The sequence below is a fragment of the Comamonas endophytica genome (assembly GCF_023634805.2).
GTDB classification, from domain to species: Bacteria; Pseudomonadota; Gammaproteobacteria; order Burkholderiales; family Burkholderiaceae_C; genus Comamonas; species Comamonas endophytica.
In genome coordinates this window covers 451,511-467,702 of record NZ_CP106882.1, presented here as the reverse complement: position 1 = coordinate 467,702, position 16,192 = coordinate 451,511, and the positions used below count along the sequence as shown (strand labels likewise).

Sequence of the window (16,192 nt, the reverse complement as noted above, 5' to 3'; positions counted from 1 at the left end):
CAGGGCCTGCCTGGCGGGGCATATGGCTTGCGCTACCGCTTCCTGTGCAATGATGCGGCATGACCGAGAGCTCCGAAGACCTGCGGCAAATCGCCGCGCGCACCCTGGCGCACTATGAGCACAACGCCCAAAGCTTCTGGGAAGGCACGCGCGACCACGACGTCAGCCAGAACGTCGCGGCGCTGCTCAGGCACATCGCCGTGCCACCGCCCTTCGACCTGCTGGATTTCGGCTGCGGCCCGGGGCGCGACCTGCGCACCTTCAAGGCGCTGGGCCACCGGCCCATGGGCCTGGAGGGCGCGCACAACCTGGCGGCGATGGCACGTGCCCACAGCGGCTGCGAGGTACTGGAGCAGAGCTTTCTGCAGCTTGACCTGCCCGCGCAGCGCTTCGACGGCGTGTTTGCCAATGCCGTGCTGTTCCATGTGCCCAGCCAGGTGCTGCCTCGGGTGCTGCGGCAGCTGCACGCCTGCCTGCGGCCGGCCGGCGTGCTGTTCAGCTCGAACCCGCGCGGCAATGGCCAGGAGGGCTGGAACGGCGAGCGCTATGGCGCGTTCCACGACTGGCCGACCTGGCGCGCCTTCATGACGGCCGCCGGTTTCGAGGAACTGGAGCATTTCTACCGCCCAGCGGGCCTGCCTATGGAGCAGCAGCCCTGGCTGGCAAGCGCATGGCGCAGGCGCTGAACAGCGGCTTTTGAACCGCTCGGCGTCAACCCCGAGCCATGCGCGCAGGGCCTGCCGGATCACATCCTCGAGTCCTACATCGCCGGCGGGCAGGTTCCTCGAAATTGGAGTGGCTGAATCCGCAGCGCACAAGGAAGCCATATGCCTCAATCGACCAAAGACTCCAAGGGCGGCAAAGCCCATTCGACGAAGAGCACCCATTCGAAGTCCAGCGCCGGAGAGGATGCGGTGAAGAAGTCCGCAGACAAGGGCAACGGCTCGCCGACCGGCCCCCTGAGGCACGGAGAGAAAAAGACCACGCCGTAACGCAAGGGAACACCTGCAGACCGAGCTCCGAGAAGAAATCGGCGGCATGCCGGCCGATGCCGAGGTGGGAGAAGCCGACCACCATATAGACGGGGTTGTCCGTGAGATCCCATGTCTGCGCGACCGCAATCCTGCAAGCACGCAAGGCACTCCCTGGTTCCGTCCAGCGATCAGGCAAAGATGCTCAGGCGCAATGCCAGGGCCGCCAGCGTGGCAAGCAGGACCGGCACGGTAAGCACGGTGCCGACCTTGAAGTAGTAGCCCCAGCCAATGCGGGTGCCCTTCCTGGCCAGCACGTGCAGCCACAGCAGCGTGGCCAGGCTGCCGATGGGGGTGATCTTGGGCCCCAGGTCGCAGCCGATCACATTGGCATAGACCATGGCTTGCTTGACGATGCCGCTGGCGCTGGACGCGTCGATGGACAGGGCGCCCACCAGCACCGTGGGCAGGTTGTTCATCACCGACGACAGCAGCGCCGCAAGCACGCCGGTGCCGATGGCCGCACCCCACACGCCGCCTTGCGCAAAGCGGTCCAGCAGCGCGGCGAGGTGATCCGTCAGCCCCGCGTTGCGCAGGCCGTAGACCACCAGGTACATGCCCAGCGAGAACACCACGATCTGCCAGGGCGCGCCGCGCAGCACCTTGCGCGTGCTGATGACCGGCCCCCGCGCCGCCACGGCCAGCAGGAGGGCAGCCCCCGCCGCCGCCACGGCGCTGACCGGCACGCCCAGCGGCTCCAGCCCGAAGAAGCCGACGAGCAGCAGCACCAGCACCACCCAGCCCGCGCGGAAGGTGGCCCGGTCCCGGATGGCGTCGGCGGGCTTGCCGATCCGGCCAAGCGCATAGGCTGCGGGGATGTCGCGGCGGAAGAACAGCATCAGCATGGCCAGGCTTGCGAGCACCGATGCGATATTGACCGGCACCATCACTGAGGCATATTCGTCGAAGCCGATCTGGAAGAAGTCGGCCGACACGATATTGACCAGGTTGGACACGATCAGCGGCAGGCTGGCCGTATCGGCAATGAAGCCCGCGGCCATGACGAAGGCCAGGGTGGCGGCCGGCGAAAACCCCAGGGCCACGAGCATGGCCATGACGATGGGCGTGAGGATCAACGCGGCGCCGTCGTTGGCGAACACGGCCGACACCGCCGCTCCAAGCAGCACGATGAAGGCAAACAGCCTGGAGCCTTTGCCGCCGCCCCAGCGCGCGAAGTGCAGCGCGGCCCATTCGAAGAAGCCGGCCTCGTCGAGCAGCAGGCTGATGATGATCACGGCGACGAAGGTGGCCGTGGCATTCCACACGATGCCCCATACCACCGGAACATCGGCCAGGTGCACCACGCCCAGCAGCAGCGCGGCGATCGCGCCCAGCATGGCGCTCCAGCCGATGCCCAGGCCGCGCGGCTGCCAGATGACCAGCACCAGGGTGACAACAAAGATCAGGGCGGCAGTGGGCATCATGCTGGGGCGCGGTGGGTGGTTGGTATGGGCATCCAGCTCTCAGCAGGATTGGCATGGCATGTCATGCATGCCGCAGGCCGCGCCCCGGCAGCAGTTCTGCCCCGGGAATCCATGCACCCCGCTCATGCGCTCGAACACGGCGCGGTATCCCTGCGCGCCTAGCGCAGCTTGATGCTGATGGTCTTCGGCTCATGTTCGACCCGTACCGACGCCGCATCGAAACCCGGCGGGCCCATCAATCCCATGGCATTGTTGGAGAAGCCATAGCGCTCGGTGGGAATGCCGATGAAATTGGTGTCGAGTTCTCCGTTGGAGTTCTCGTCGGCAAAGGCCACGAACGCGTAGGTGCCGGTGGCAAGCGCTGGAAAAACCACGACGGTCTGATTGCCGGTCACATCGACGATCCTGGTGGCCAGCGGCTTGTTCGCCTTCATGGATTCGGCGCTGTCATAGAGCGCCACATACATGCGGCTCGGCACCGTGGGCACGTTGTCGATGTTCAGCTGCAGGTCTGCCGCGAACGCTGGCGCGATGCCGCCGCTGATGAGGGCCAGTGCCAACCCCCATCGGGCGGCCAGCCTGCCGCGCTTTTTCTCGCGGGAAATGGATGGTTCGGTGAATCCCTTGCCGTCCACACATCGCGATGTCGAATCTGGCGGAATGATCGGGGCTGGTTTTGCTGGTTCGATGCGCATACGTACCTTTGCTGGGTATCCATCTTCGTTGTAGTCGCTGCTGCCGCCGGCATGGGAATTCCTGCCCAGCCAGTGCACCGCCGCGTTATACACGGCTGCGGCCGGCATCGGCCGCATCGTGAGGGCGCGCAGGCTTCACCAGCCTGGCTGCTTCGAGGCGCTCGAACAAGACGCCATGAACGGCCGAAGCCAAGGCCCTTGCTGCGATGCTAGTCCTCGCGGACACGCGGGTAGCCTGCGTCTGCCCAGCGCTGCGCGGACGCACGGGTGAGGCTATGGTCCGGCCGGACTCCAATTCTGGCCAACTGGCTGCCGTCCGTCGCGGTGGCGGTGAGCGTGGCGGAGGGGTTTTCCTCATCGGGCTCGATATCGAGCGCCACCGTCACACGCAATCCGCGATGTTCGATCTCGATGGCCTTGTGCAACAGCGCCGCCTGGTGCTGCTCATTGCGGCGAATGACTTCACTGGCGGTCTTCACCAGCGTGTTGAAGGCCGACATATCCAGCGGCTTGGGGCTCTTCTTGTCGCGGCCCATGGTCCATGGGCCGACCAGAGCGGGTTCCGCCTGGCCGTCCTGGGTCATCGCCACGGCCCAGCCATCGTCGTCTTCGTTCTTGATGACGCGGGCTTCCCAGCCCTTGTGGTGCCAAAGGCGGTCTTCGAAGATGGAGACGTCTTCGTGCTCGGGTTCTGCTGACATGTCTGGACTTGTTTGAAGCTGGCAAGAACAGATTGTACTGTTTCTTTATACAGTCTCTCGTCAGGATAGGCCTGTCTCCAGGTGGGATGCTTGGGCTACAGCCCTGAACAGCTGATCCGCTGCCTTGGCCCCAGGCCCGGTTCCATGGCCTCGCCGAGTTTCGCCTGTTATGACGCCTACACGACACTTAACGCTGCAGTTTCACGGCCGCCGGCCGATAACAGCTTTTTCGAAGGCTTTGCATGAAACTACAGACCCGAATAGTGCTGCTATGCAGCGTCGCACTTCTGAGCATGGCGGTGCTTGCCGCCGTTTCGCTGTCAACCCTGCGCCAGTCCATGATGCAGGAGCGCACGGCCCAGCTCTCCAGGCTGGTCACCCTGGCCCATGCTGCCCTGGAGAACCTGCACAAGCAGGAGCAGAGCGGCAAGATGAGCCGTGCCGACGCCCAGGAAGAGGGCAAGCGCATCATCGGCAGCTTCATCAAGGGCGATCAGTATTTCTTCGTGCGTGGTTTCACCAATGACGTGAACTATGTGCATCCCAACCCCAAGCGGGTCGGCATCGTCGATGCCAAGGGCGGCAAGGAAGCCGGCGTGCGCTACCGCGCGGCGCTGGAGGGCAAGGCCATCGGCACCGTGGTGGCCAAGGGCACGCGGCCTGGCGCCAAGGAGGAGGTCGACAAGCTTTATGCCGTGGTCAAGTTCGCTCCGTGGGACTGGACCATCGGCTTTGGCGATTACATCGACGACATCGACGACGCCTTCTGGCACAACACCGCGATACTGCTGGCCATCGGCGGCATGCTGATGCTGGTGATTGCCGGCATGGCATGGAGCATGTTGCGCGCGGTGGTGCGGCAGCTGGGCGGGGAGCCGCAGTACGCAGCCGACATCGTGACGCGGATCGCAGGCGGCGACCTCACGGTGCAGGTGGCCACAGACCCCAAGGACCGCACCAGCCTGCTGTTCGCCATCCAGACCATGCGCGACAACCTGGCGCGCATGGTGGCCCAGGTGCGCGCCAGCACCGACACCATCACCACCGCCTCGGCCGAGATCGCCACCGGCAACCACAACCTGGCCAACCGCACCGAGGCCCAGGCCGGCGCCCTGCAGGAGACCGCCAGCGCCATGGAGGAGCTGACCTCGACCGTGCAGCAGAACGCGCAGAACGCCCAGCAGGTCAACCAGCTGGCGCTGTCGGCTTCGGGCATCGCCGTGAAGGGTGGCGCCGTGGTCGACCAGGTGGTGGACACCATGGGCTCGATCAACGCCTCGTCGCGCAAGATCGTCGACATCATCAGCGTCATCGACGGCATCGCCTTCCAGACCAACATCCTGGCGCTGAACGCCGCGGTGGAAGCGGCACGCGCCGGCGACCAGGGCCGCGGCTTCGCGGTGGTCGCCAGCGAAGTACGCAGCCTGGCCCAGCGCTCGGCCGCCGCCGCCAAGGAGATCAAGACACTGATCGACGACTCGGTGGCCAAGGTCGGCTCCGGCACCACCCTGGTCGAGCAGGCGGGCGTGACCATGCGCGAAGTCGTCACCAGCGTCCAGCGCGTGACCGAGATGGTGGGCGAGATCAGCGCGGCCAGCAGCGAGCAGGGCGCGGGCATCGCCCAGATCAACCAGTCGGTGGCCCACATGGACCAGGCCACTCAGCAGAACGCGGCGCTGGTCGAGGAATCGGTGGCCGCGGCGCAGTTGCTCAGCAACCAGGCGGTTGGACTGTCCACGGCCGTGAGCGTGTTCAAGCTGGAACAGGCGGGGGCGTAAGCGATCGGCTGGCCGGGACGCTGGTCGATCGCTTCGCTGGCAGACCGGCGCAGTGCGTTCTATCGGTGCGTCTCACGCCACCGCGCCACCAGCGCAGGTACATCCTGAAGCGCCTGCAAAGCGGTGATGCCCTCCCAGGTCCTTTGATGCAGGGCCTGGCAGGACCCGCCCACCCAGAGTGCGGTTTCGGCACGCAACTCGCTGCGTAGCGACCTGAGGCTGGTCTGAACGGTGGCCAGGCCTTGCAGGCTGCTGAAGCTCAGAGCCACTGCGTCGACCTGGTGCGCCTGCGCGGCGCGCACGATGTCGATGACCGGCGTTTGCGTGCCCAGGCTGACGCACTGGCAGCCTTCGAGCAGCAGCAGTGCCTCCACCATCAGAAGACCCAGGCCATGCAGCTCCTGGGGCAGCGTGGTGAGCAGTACTTTCGGCGGATGCAGCCGGGGAGACATGCTCAAAGGGGCAATGCAGCCCCGCAGCACGCTGCCGATCACCTCCGTATACAGGTGCTCTTCGAAGATCTCGAACCTGCCCTGCGCCCACGCATCACCCACGGCCGTCGTCAGCGGGGCGACCACTTCGGTCACGAACGGAGCCAGTCCCATGCGCATCTGGGCGTGGGTGAGGGCATATCTCAATCCCTGGTCGTCATGTGCCTCGATCGCATCGAGCAGCGGTATGAGATCGGGCCGGATTCCCTCGATTTGATCATTTGTCTTGGACAAAGATGGTATTTTGTCCAGCAATGTCTGCAGTTCGTCATCGTTGAGGCCCGCGACTTTACCCGGACGATGGCCCGCGTCCAGCAGACGTCGGATGAGCTTGAGACGCTGCACCTGCTCAAGCGGGTAGAGCCGGTCGTCGGCTGCGTCCCGCAGGGGCCGAGGAAAGCCATACCGTTTTTCCCAGACGCGCAATGTGTCTTTTGAAAGCCCGGTTTCACGCTCGACCGCCGTGATCGAAAGGCTGCCTTGGGAACCGGAGGCGAGGAGAGAAGTCATCGATGGAAGGTTGGGGTCAACGGGCTTGCAGCACTTTCAAAGTGAGGGATCACTGCTTGACAAGTTTTAAATTGTCTAAGACAAACATGTTTTTGTCTAGTACATTAGACCATCCTGCACGCGGATTCTCGCTGCAAAAACGCTCTCTTGACGCAAGGCCGTACGGTGAAGGTGGCAGTGGTTGGTTTCGGCATCCCGGGTCTTGCGTCAATTGGGCGTATGAAAAATGCGATGCGAGAGCGGGAAGGCCGCGCATGCATGGTGCCGCAGCGATCGCATGCCAGAGCCCTTTGAGGAACCCTTATGTTTTTTTCACGAATGACTGTCGCCGCCCGTCTGTACCTGGGCTTTGGCTTGATCTTGGCCTTGCTGGTGGTGGTCACCGGCGTGGCTGTGGTCAAGGTGGACCGTATCGATCGCGCCTTGCGTGCCAACTCGGAGATCTACTCGCAGGTGCAGCGCAATGCGATCAACTTTCGTGGATCGGCCCATGACCGCTCCATCGCGGTGCGCGATCTGGTGTTGAGCCCGACGCAACGCGAGCGTGACCAGGAAATGGCCACCATCGAGGCGCTGGCGGCCTTCTATGCCCGATCGGCCAAGTCGCTGGAGGCCTTGCTGGCACTGCCCGCAGTGAGCCCCGAGGTTCATCCCTTGTATGCCGATATCCAGAAAGCCGAAAGCCAGGCGGTGGCGACGACCAACGCCATCATCGCGCAAGTGCGTGCCGGGGATACGGGGGCAGTGAACACTCTCTGGAGCCAAGCCAAACCCCAGTACGTGCAATGGCTGGCGTCGATCAACCGCCTGATCGACCTGAAGGAAAAGCACATCCAGGCCGCCAACCAAGGCGCCATGGATGAGGCCAGCGGCTTCCTGCGCGTCATGTTCACGGCCTTGACGCTGGCGCTGATCATGAGTGCGGCCGTTGCCTGGAGCGTGGCGCGCAGTATCGTGCGCCAGCTGGGCGCGGAGCCGAAGGCCTTGGCCAATGTCGCGCGCCATGTCGCCGAAGGCGGCCTGCACCCCGTCGCAGGCGTGGCCCGCGCACAGCCAGACAGCGTGCTGTCATACCTGGGAGCGATGCAGGCGAGCCTGGCGAAGGTGGTGGACAACATGCGCCGTGCGTCGGATGCGGTCACGCAAGGCGCGGATGAGATTGCCGCGGGCAGCGCCGGGTTGCTGCAACGCACCGAGGAGCAGGCCAGCAACTTGCAGCAGGCCTCCGCCTCGATGGAGGAGATGACCGCATCGGTCAAGCACAACGCCGACACGGCCCGGCAAGCTGCCCGGCTTGCCGCATCGGCCAGCGATGCCGCACAAAGGGGCGGCGAGGTGGTGACGCAGGTCGTGCACACCATGGAGGACATCAGTGCGAGCAGCCAGCGCATCGCCAACATCATCGGGGTCATCGACTCCATCGCTTTTCAGACCAATATCCTGGCGCTGAATGCTGCCGTGGAGGCCGCGCGCGCCGGCGAAGAGGGCCGCGGCTTTGCGGTCGTGGCGAGCGAGGTGCGGGCGCTGGCGCAACGCAGCGCCGATGCCGCACGGGAAATCAAGGCGCTGATCGACACCAGCGTGGTCAAGGTGGAGCAGGGCACGCAGCTGGTCCATGATGCCGGCGCCACCATGACCGATATCGTCGCCCAGGCACAGCGCGTGGCAGGCTTGATTGCCGAGATCAGCAGCGCGACGGCCGAACAGACCCAGGGGATCGCACAGGTGGGGGGGGCCGTGGCGCACCTGGACCAGGCCACCCAGCAGAACGCGGCCATGGTGGAGCAAAGTGCCACTGCGGCCCATGCCTTGCGGCACCAGGCAGCGCAGTTGGCGGCAGCGGTGCGGGTGTTCCAGCTGGCGGATGCCGGCGCCGGCGCGCCGGACCGTGGCCAGCCGTTCCAGCGCTTCGCGCGAACGGAACCCATACCGGCGCTGTTGCCAGCCGCGCAGTGATTGGCGCACGCCGGGCGCAACTGGACCAGCGCCGCCATGCGCGCGACAAGCTGCGCGGCTGGGAGATGGATGGCAGAGCGCTGGGGGCTGCAACCGGCGGGGCGTGAACCGCCCCTGAACTCCAGCAGCGCCTTTCCCGGGCCGCTGAAGGCCATCGGCCAGCCGCCATCGCAGCGCTTCTGATCCAGTCCTACGCCCGGTTGCGCGTCACCGCCTGGACAAGCCACACTGCGTATTCGAGGATGGCGCTTCCGTTCGCAAATGGAACAATCATGAAAAACAGCGGTCTTCTTTACTCTGCCCTCATCGGCGCAATTGCCAGCGCACGCTCCATGACACCGATGGCCGCCTTGTCCGCGGCCCGGCTTCTGGGCCGTTCCACGCCGGGAACGCTCGCACTGCTCGATCGCCCGGTCTTCAGGTTCGGCGCCCTGCTGATGGGGGCCGGGGAACTGGCTGGCGACAAGATGAAGACCGCTCCTGACAGAACCGTGTTCCTGGGCCTCCTGGCCAGGGTGGCCAGCGCCGGCATCGCCGGCTCCGCCCTGGCGCCCCATGGCCGCGAGCGCGCCGGCGCGGTGGCTGCCATTGCGACAGCTGTTCCCCTGGCGTATGTCACCTTGGACGCAAGAAAAAGCGCCATGAAGCGCATTGGCCAAACGCGCAGTGGCCTGATCGAGGACGCGCTCATCATCGCTGGCGGTATCGCCGTCGTGGCCCTGGCTGTGGGCGCGAAAGGCCGACGATAGCCACACTGCGGGACGTCCGGAGGTGCCAGAGCGCGTGAAGTACCTGGCGCTCGGCGGTCTTGTTCGTGCACGTGTCGGACGGCGCAACGCTGATTTCCTCTGCGGCCTTGCCAGTCCTCATGGTGGCCGGCGCATGGCAAGGGCACAGCGCCTCCATGCTGGCTAACCTTAGGCTGGAAAGCGGCGCTGGCAGTTCTGGGGGACGCCACGACGGCGACGGTTGGACAGTGGTGTCTCGCCGTGGGCTCGAAGAGCCTCGGCCCCAGAGCACAGGCGGGGGAATATTGCTCTTTTCCGTGGTCAAGCCCTACAATGCAGCCAGGTCAACCTTTACCGACGGCTGGGTGTCTTTTTACGCTTTGCGCCGGTTCGGGCTAAACATGCTGCTGCGGGGTACCGCACCGGTTCTGCCAGGGATGTGCCCATCCCCAAGGCAGCAAGCACTTCGGGGTTTCCTCGGAGCTCGTGCACATACTTGCCTTCGATCGGTTGCCCTTGAACTCCAACCTTCACTGCATGATCTATCACAGCCGCCTGGCGCCCAATGCGCCGGTGAGCTGTGTTTCCGACATCATCAAAACTGCCCGTAGCTTCAACGCAATCCATGGGCTCACTGGCATCCTGATTTTCGATGGCCAGCATTTCCTGCAATACCTTGAGGGACCGCAGATGCCGCTGCAGGATCTCATGGTGCGCATTGCCCAGGATCCGCGGCATGTGAACTTCACCCTCCAGCACTATGGCAGCCTCGCCGGCGAGCGCGGATTCCGCAACTGGTCCATGGGCTATTCGGAGATCGAAGACGCTGATCCATTGGCCGAGCTGGGTGCAGTGACGGGCGAAGAGGCGCTGGCGCAGTTGCATAGGTTGGTGCCTATGCTCGACATTGCATAGCTTGCGACAAACGGATCAGCAGCGTTACCTGCTTGCGAAAGTGACACGCAGGCACAGCATGGAAACGCGCGGCGACTGAAGCGCCAGTGCCGGCAATGCAGAACTTGCTCTGGAACGGGCCGTGCCGCTGAAACCACGGCCGGCGCCAAGCCAGCCGGGCAAAGCATGAGGCAGGGCCGCAGACGGAAAGTTGCGTAGTGACCGAGGCAACGGCCCATAGGGGCTGATGGGACGGCAGGCGAGCCTGCGGCAGGTGCGCGCAGTTGGACAAGGCAGTACGAAGAGTCCGGGCCATGCCCAGCCGGGCAGTGGTCTGTGCACGGGCATGCGGCATTGCCTGGATGCTGCGCTGATTCACGCGATGGGAGAGAGCCTGCTTGCTTTCGCGCCGCTCGCCGCAGCGGTCCACCAGACAGTGTGCAAAGCCGCGGCCAGCGCCAGCGGCACCGTGCGGCTCATAGGTACTTGAGCCATGCCAGGTCCCTGCGCCGCGCCTTGAAGGCCGCGAACGCCTTGACTACCGGGTACAGCGCCACCGCCAGCACCAGCGTGCACAGCCACACGCCGCCCATGCCGCCGAAGCCGAAGTACTCGCCGTGGTTGTGGCCCCAGACCGCCTCGGCGCCGAGGTAGAGGAACTTGAGCAGGTACAGGTGCAGCACGTAGAAGAACATCGGCGCCGCGCCGAACACGGCCAGCGGCCGCAGCCAGGCCGCGCCGGGATGGCGGTCGAAGGCACGCAGCACCAACAGACCGATGCCCAGGGTGAGCGCGACAAACAGGAGCGAAGGCGGATACTTGGTGATGTTGACGAAGCCCATCAGCGTCTGCAGTCCCGTCTCGCCGCTCACCCAGGGCTTGTCGCCGTAGAAGTTCAGGGCGCGCAGCACGATGAAGCCGGCGACGAGGCCCAGGCCCCAGCCCAGCAGCCGGGGCTGGCGCTGCGCTGCATTCACGCCCGGCCCGAACCACGGCCCGGCGGCATAGCCGAGCGCGATCACGCCGATCCACGGCAGCAGCGGGTAGGAGGTGCGCAGCCGCAGCGATTCGGACACCTCGATCCAGCCGCGGTCATGCAACACGGCCCAGGGCACGTACATCGCATGGCCAGCCGGGAAGTGCAGCCCGTCGAGCAGGTTGTGGCCGGCCACCAGCACCACACCCAGAGCGATCAGCGCGCGGCGCGGCAGCCACAGCAGCGCGGCCAGCGCGATCATCGACAGGCCGATCACCCAGATCACCTGCAGGAACACCTTGGCCGGCGGGAACTGGAAGGTCCAGGCGAAGTTGACGACGGTGACCTCCAGCAGCACCAGGAAGAGCCCGCGCTTGAACAGGAAGGCCGATGAGGCGGCGCGGCCCGCATTGCCGTGGCGGCTGCCGTAGAGAAAGGCCGACAGGCCCGTGAGGAAGACGAACACCGGCGCGCACAGATGCGCCAGCAGGCGGCTGAAGAAAAGATCGGGCGGGGTATCGGCCACCACCATCGGATCGGGCACCTGGCGGTGCAGGAAGAAGGTCTCGCGCACATGGTCGAGCAGCATGAACACGATCACGAGGCCGCGCAGAGAATCGATCGCACCGAGGCGGGTGGAGGCGGCCTGTGCGGGTATTGCTGGTATGTTCACTGCGCTCGACGCATTGCCGGCGGTCGCCGCTGTGGGGATTGTTGTCATGGATTCCGCTATTTTGATAATTGTGTGGGGTGCATTGCGTTTTCCAATGCGAGGCGCCTGTCCGCACTCGGCCATCAGACTGGCCCGGCAGGCGTGTCGCTGTATCGCGGCCTAGAACTGCGAGCGCAGCGTCAGCATTGCACTGCGCGGCTCGCCATAGGTGTTGTATGAGTTCAGGCCGCCGACCCGGGCGTAGTAGTGGCGGTCGAAAGCATTGTTCAGCGCCAGCGCCACCGAGGTCTGCGGGCTGATCTGATAGCCCAGCTGCACGCTGGCGATGCCGTAGCCGCCGGCCTCGCGCGTGCCGGGCACGCCGGTGCCGATCACGGCGCTGGTGATCTGCACGCCGCCGCCCACCGACCAGGCTCCGCCGCCCAGGCGGTAATGCGCATAGCCCTTGAGGCTGTGGCGCGGCTCGAACAGCGTGAAGGCGGTGCCGGCCAGCGTCTGGTGCGCGAGATACCGCGTGTCCAGGCGCGCGTAGCCCAGCGACAGCTCGAGCTGCGCGAGCGGGCTGCCGCTGAGCTCGACCTCCCAGCCCTGGACCTGCACCTTGCCGGCCTGCACGAAGGAGCCCGGGTGGGCCGTGTCCGGCATCGATCGGTTCTCGTCGCGCGTGCGAAAGACCGCGGCCGACGCCAGCAGGCGCCCGTCCAGCAGGCTCCTCTTCACGCCCAACTCGATCTGCCGGCCCACGCGCGGCTGCAGCGTGCGCCCGGCCGCATCCTTGGCGGTCTGCGGCATGAAGATGTCGGAGTAGCTGCCGTAGGCTGTGGTGCCAGGGGCGAGCTGTACCACCAGCGCGGCATAGGGGCTGATCTCGCCGGTCTCGCGCGCGCCCTGGGTCCAGCCCGGCGTGACGACGCCCGGCACGGTGCTGCGCGAGCGCACCGAGAAATCGCTGGCGCGCGCGCCGGTGACCAATGTCAGCGCATCGCTCAGGCTCAGGCGCAGCTGGCCGTAGATGCCGCGCTGGCGCGTTTCATCGCTGTAGCCGCGCACATAGGGCGGGATATGCAGCTCGGGCACGGCATCGGGCTGGCGGATGGAGATGCCCGGCACCGTATCGTTGGGGCCGTAGTCGGTGTCGCTGGCCACCTTGCCGTAGTTCCAGCCCACGGTGGCTGCATGCGCGCGGCCCAGCAGGCGAAACGGCCCCGAGGCGTAGACATCGACGGTATCGCGCGCAGTCTGCGAATCCCAGCCGCGGCGCGCATAGGGCACCAGCCCGGTGGCGGCATTGACGCCCGCCGTGGGGTAGCTGTCGCGCAGGTCCGAATCCTGCAGCTGGCGGCTGTAGCGCGCGCGCAGCTTCCAGCCGTTGCTCCAGCGGTGCTCGGCCTCGGCCGCAAGCAGCGCCGCCGTGTTGTCCATGACGGCCCAGCCGGGATAGGGATTGGTGGAGCGCGGCGCGTCGATGAAGCGTCCGTCGGCATACGCCGGCAGCCCGGAGAAGGGGTTGGTCTTGTCGTCCTGGAAGGCGCCGTACAGCGACAGCGTGGTGGCCGGGCTCAGGTCATAGTCCAGCGCGCCGTAGGCCATGGCCCGGCGCCCGTGCGCCCGGTCGTAGTGGAAGTCGCGGTCGCTGCCGGACAGGACGATGCGGCTGCGCAGCGTCCTGTCCGCATTGAGCGCGCCGCCGACGCTGGCCTGCGCCTGGCGCTGCGACCAGGAGCCGACGGACACCGAGGCATCGCCGGCAAACTCGGACAGGCCCTGGCGGCGCACGAAGTTGACGCTTCCGCCGGGCTGGCCCGAGCCCTGGAAGAGTCCGCTGGGGCCACGCAGCACCTCGACCCGGTCGAACATTGCCAGGTCGAACTGCTGCGTCGCATTCAACCCGCCATAGCCGGGAATGCCATCCAGGCTCGGCTCCAGGAAATAGCCACGCGAGCGGATCTGCGAGGTCGCGCCGTCCCAGGGGGTGACGGTGACACCCGTCACCTGGCGCAATGCATCCTCGGCCGTCTGCAGGTTCTGGTCCTCGATGCGGGCGCGGGTGATCACGCTCACGGACTGCGGTATTTCCAGCAGGGGCGTCGCGTCCTTGCCGCCGACGGTCGCATGCGTTGCCGCATAGCCCGGCCGGCCCTCGGTGGTGACGGCGGGAATGGCGGCGCTGCGCACCTCCACCGTGGCCAGCGCAGGCGCTGGCGCGCTGCCGTCCTGGGCCAGGGCGTCCGCCGCCAGCAATGCCAATGCCGCCATCGGGAGACCCATCTTCTGCTGCCGCATCCATAAAGCGTTCATTGCGATCCAATAATGATATTGATTTATCAGTATCAGATTGTAGCCAGGCTTTGCGTCGGAAACCGGCGCAGCGTGCGCTTTCTCGCGCAAGCGCGCAAATCTGCACTATCGGATGAACTGCCTGGTTGGCAACTGCTGGCTGCCTGGTCCAGTGAAGGCGTGAGCTGGTGGGAAAGCGCCGGTCAGCCCGCCCCCCGCATGCATTGGGCGCAGGTGCCGTACAGCGTGAGCTCGTGGCGCGAGACCTTGTATCCCTTGGGAGCGAACTGGTCCAGATCGGGCGGGCAGCCCGGGATGACAAAGACCTGCTGGCAGCTGTTGCAGTGGAAGTGGTGGTGGTGCCCGCGGTGGGCGCTCTCGTAACGCGTTGACTCGCCGGGTAGCTCGACGGCCTTCACTTCGCCGGCATCGAGCAGGATCTTCAGGTTGCGGTAGACCGTGGCAATGCCCAGCGTCGGCAGGGCCGCCTGGGCGAGAGTGAGGATCTCCGGCGGCAGCAGCGGCTGCTGCGCCTGCTCGATGACATGCTGGACCGCATCGCGCTGGCGGCTGCTGCGGCGCTGCAGATCGCTCTGCGGTGAATCGACATTTTCCATGGGCCGATTGTCGCTGGTTGCGCGCGCACGGCCCTCGTGTTTTGAATCGGCCGGCACTTCCTGGACACTTTGAGCCGCCCGGAATGTCGCTGCTCGATCGCTACAGAAGAATGGGTTTTCCGCCACGGGGCCTCGGCTAAAGTGCCAATGGTTCAGCGATGTCTGCGCTTTGAGACAGTCGCTGTCGATCGACAATCGTCAGTCGCCCATACGCGGCCTACGGCGCAGGCACCAAGGCCAAGGCATAGGGCAGGCTCAGCACGCCCAGAAAAGTGGAAAGCGTGACCAGGCCCGCCACATAGGGCCCGTTGTAGCCCATCCGGGCCGCCAGCACATAGCAAGTCGATGCCGTGGGCAGCGCGGAAAACAGCAGCAGGATCAAGGCTTGCTGCGCTTGCAGGCCAAACACATGGATGGCCGCCAGCGCAAGCAGGGGCTGGATCAGGTGGCGGATGGCCAGCACGGCCGCGCTCAGGCGTTTTGCCTGTGCGAGCAAACCAAACTGCATGCCTGCGCCGGCCGACATCAATCCCAGCGCAATGGACGCGGCGCCGATGCGCGAGACCGGTGGTTCGAGCCACTCGGGCAGGCGAAAACCCAGCAAATTGGCCGCAAGGCCCAGGGCCGTCGCGACGATCAGCGGGTTGCGCACCAGCTGGCCGGCAAAGCTTTGCTGGCCCTCGCGCGCCATGGGCCAGACCGCGGCGATATTGAACAGGGGCACGCAAAAACCAATCAGCACCGAGATGAAAAACAGGCCCTGCGCGCCGGCAAGCCGGTCGGCCAGTGCCAGCCCGATGAAAGAGTTGAAGCGAAAGGCGATCTGCGCGCAGCTGGCATGGTCGCGAATCTGCACCTTGCCGCGCAGTCCGGGCCACCACGGCAGGCTATAGGCCAGCGCGATGCCTGCCAGCCCTGCGCTCACGCCAGCGGCAATCAGACTGGACGTGGCGGCCCAGTCCAGCGGGCTTTTGACGATCGAGTGAAACAGCAGCACCGGAAACAGCAGGTAGTACACCAGTGCCTCTGCGCCTTGCCAGACGGAGCGGTTGAGCGGAGTGAATCGGCACAGCAGATAGCCCAGCAGGATCAGCGAGAAGTCGGGGAAGAGGAGTTGAGCGTAGTTCACAGCCGCACAGATTAACCGCTTATGCCGACCTGTCACGCATCACTGCGCATGCGCGCGCGCAGCTCTCGGCCGACCATCGATCTCCTGTCTAGAACCCATGCGGCTGGAGTCATTCCCCGGAGCGAAACATCGCATCAATTGCAGGCCGGGCATGATGCTCTTGCAGGCCGCGGTGAAGGTGCAGCGCCCCCCGTCGAACAGCATGTGATGGTCCGGCGGCGCAATGAAAATTTTGCCCGCTTGCGGGATCGCCCCATCCGTGGGAGGCACTGCCGCGTTGGCGCCGCGTGCGCTCACAAACCTCCACAACCC

Annotated in this window: 14 protein-coding genes; 6 read left to right on the top strand and 8 right to left on the bottom strand. The window is 65.6% G+C overall.

Annotated features, from left to right (window positions below):
- Positions 1-59: 59 nt before the first annotated feature.
- Both M9799_RS19110 and M9799_RS19105 read left to right on the top strand, forming a co-directional pair.
- Positions 60-686: a class I SAM-dependent methyltransferase gene (locus tag M9799_RS19110; protein WP_231043653.1), complete on the top strand. Its 627-nt coding sequence runs from the start codon at positions 60-62 to the stop codon at positions 684-686.
- 141 nt (positions 687-827) lie between these two features.
- On the top strand, positions 828-992 hold the full coding sequence (locus tag M9799_RS19105) for a hypothetical protein (protein WP_231043654.1): 165 nt from the start codon (positions 828-830) through the stop codon (positions 990-992).
- Between the two features lie 170 nt (positions 993-1,162).
- Here M9799_RS19105 and M9799_RS19100 read toward each other — a convergent pair whose 3' ends face one another.
- The 3 genes from M9799_RS19100 to M9799_RS19090 all read right to left on the bottom strand — a co-directional run bounded on the left by M9799_RS19100 (position 1,163) and on the right by M9799_RS19090 (position 3,851).
- Positions 1,163-2,452: an arsenic transporter gene (locus tag M9799_RS19100; RefSeq protein ID WP_231043655.1), complete on the bottom strand. Its 1,290-nt coding sequence runs from the start codon at positions 2,450-2,452 to the stop codon at positions 1,163-1,165.
- A gap of 161 nt (positions 2,453-2,613) precedes the next feature.
- Complete coding sequence (locus M9799_RS19095; RefSeq protein WP_231043656.1) at positions 2,614-3,258, bottom strand: DUF2141 domain-containing protein; 645 nt, start codon at positions 3,256-3,258, stop codon at positions 2,614-2,616.
- Positions 3,259-3,359: 101 nt separating this feature from the next.
- Positions 3,360-3,851, bottom strand: coding sequence for a hypothetical protein (locus M9799_RS19090; RefSeq protein ID WP_231043657.1), 492 nt, complete (start codon positions 3,849-3,851; stop codon positions 3,360-3,362).
- Positions 3,852-4,093: 242 nt separating this feature from the next.
- Here M9799_RS19090 and M9799_RS19085 point away from each other — a divergent pair, with 242 nt between their 5' ends.
- Positions 4,094-5,629, top strand: coding sequence for a methyl-accepting chemotaxis protein (locus M9799_RS19085; RefSeq protein WP_231043658.1), 1,536 nt, complete (start codon positions 4,094-4,096; stop codon positions 5,627-5,629).
- 59 nt (positions 5,630-5,688) lie between these two features.
- On the opposite strand, the gene M9799_RS19080 is transcribed toward M9799_RS19085, so the two are convergent.
- Positions 5,689-6,630, bottom strand: a complete 942-nt coding sequence (locus tag M9799_RS19080; protein ID WP_231043659.1) for a MerR family transcriptional regulator — start codon at positions 6,628-6,630, stop codon at positions 5,689-5,691.
- Between the two features lie 303 nt (positions 6,631-6,933).
- On the opposite strand from M9799_RS19080, the gene M9799_RS19075 reads away from it, so the two are divergent.
- From M9799_RS19075 to M9799_RS19060, 3 genes are all read left to right on the top strand, one after another.
- Positions 6,934-8,586, top strand: coding sequence for a methyl-accepting chemotaxis protein (locus tag M9799_RS19075; RefSeq protein ID WP_422689075.1), 1,653 nt, complete (start codon positions 6,934-6,936; stop codon positions 8,584-8,586).
- A 272-nt stretch (positions 8,587-8,858) separates the two neighbouring features.
- The gene (locus M9799_RS19070; protein WP_231043661.1) at positions 8,859-9,335 is read left to right on the top strand and encodes a hypothetical protein; all 477 of its coding nucleotides are present in this window, start codon (positions 8,859-8,861) and stop codon (positions 9,333-9,335) included.
- Positions 9,336-9,830: 495 nt separating this feature from the next.
- Complete coding sequence (locus tag M9799_RS19060; protein WP_231043662.1) at positions 9,831-10,229, top strand: BLUF domain-containing protein; 399 nt, start codon at positions 9,831-9,833, stop codon at positions 10,227-10,229.
- Between the two features lie 455 nt (positions 10,230-10,684).
- Here M9799_RS19060 and M9799_RS19055 read toward each other — a convergent pair whose 3' ends face one another.
- From M9799_RS19055 to M9799_RS19040, 4 genes are all read right to left on the bottom strand, one after another.
- Positions 10,685-11,905: an acetyltransferase domain-containing protein gene (locus tag M9799_RS19055; RefSeq protein ID WP_255662626.1), complete on the bottom strand. Its 1,221-nt coding sequence runs from the start codon at positions 11,903-11,905 to the stop codon at positions 10,685-10,687.
- Between the two features lie 111 nt (positions 11,906-12,016).
- Positions 12,017-14,155, bottom strand: a complete 2,139-nt coding sequence (locus tag M9799_RS19050; RefSeq protein ID WP_231043663.1) for a TonB-dependent siderophore receptor — start codon at positions 14,153-14,155, stop codon at positions 12,017-12,019.
- 182 nt (positions 14,156-14,337) lie between these two features.
- Positions 14,338-14,751 (bottom strand): Fur family transcriptional regulator, encoded by a 414-nt coding sequence (locus M9799_RS19045; RefSeq protein WP_231043664.1) that lies wholly within the window; start codon positions 14,749-14,751, stop codon positions 14,338-14,340.
- 217 nt (positions 14,752-14,968) lie between these two features.
- A complete protein-coding gene (locus M9799_RS19040; protein ID WP_377009026.1) occupies positions 14,969-15,916 on the bottom strand; it encodes an AEC family transporter in 948 nt (315 codons plus the stop codon).
- Positions 15,917-16,192: the final 276 nt, after the last annotated feature.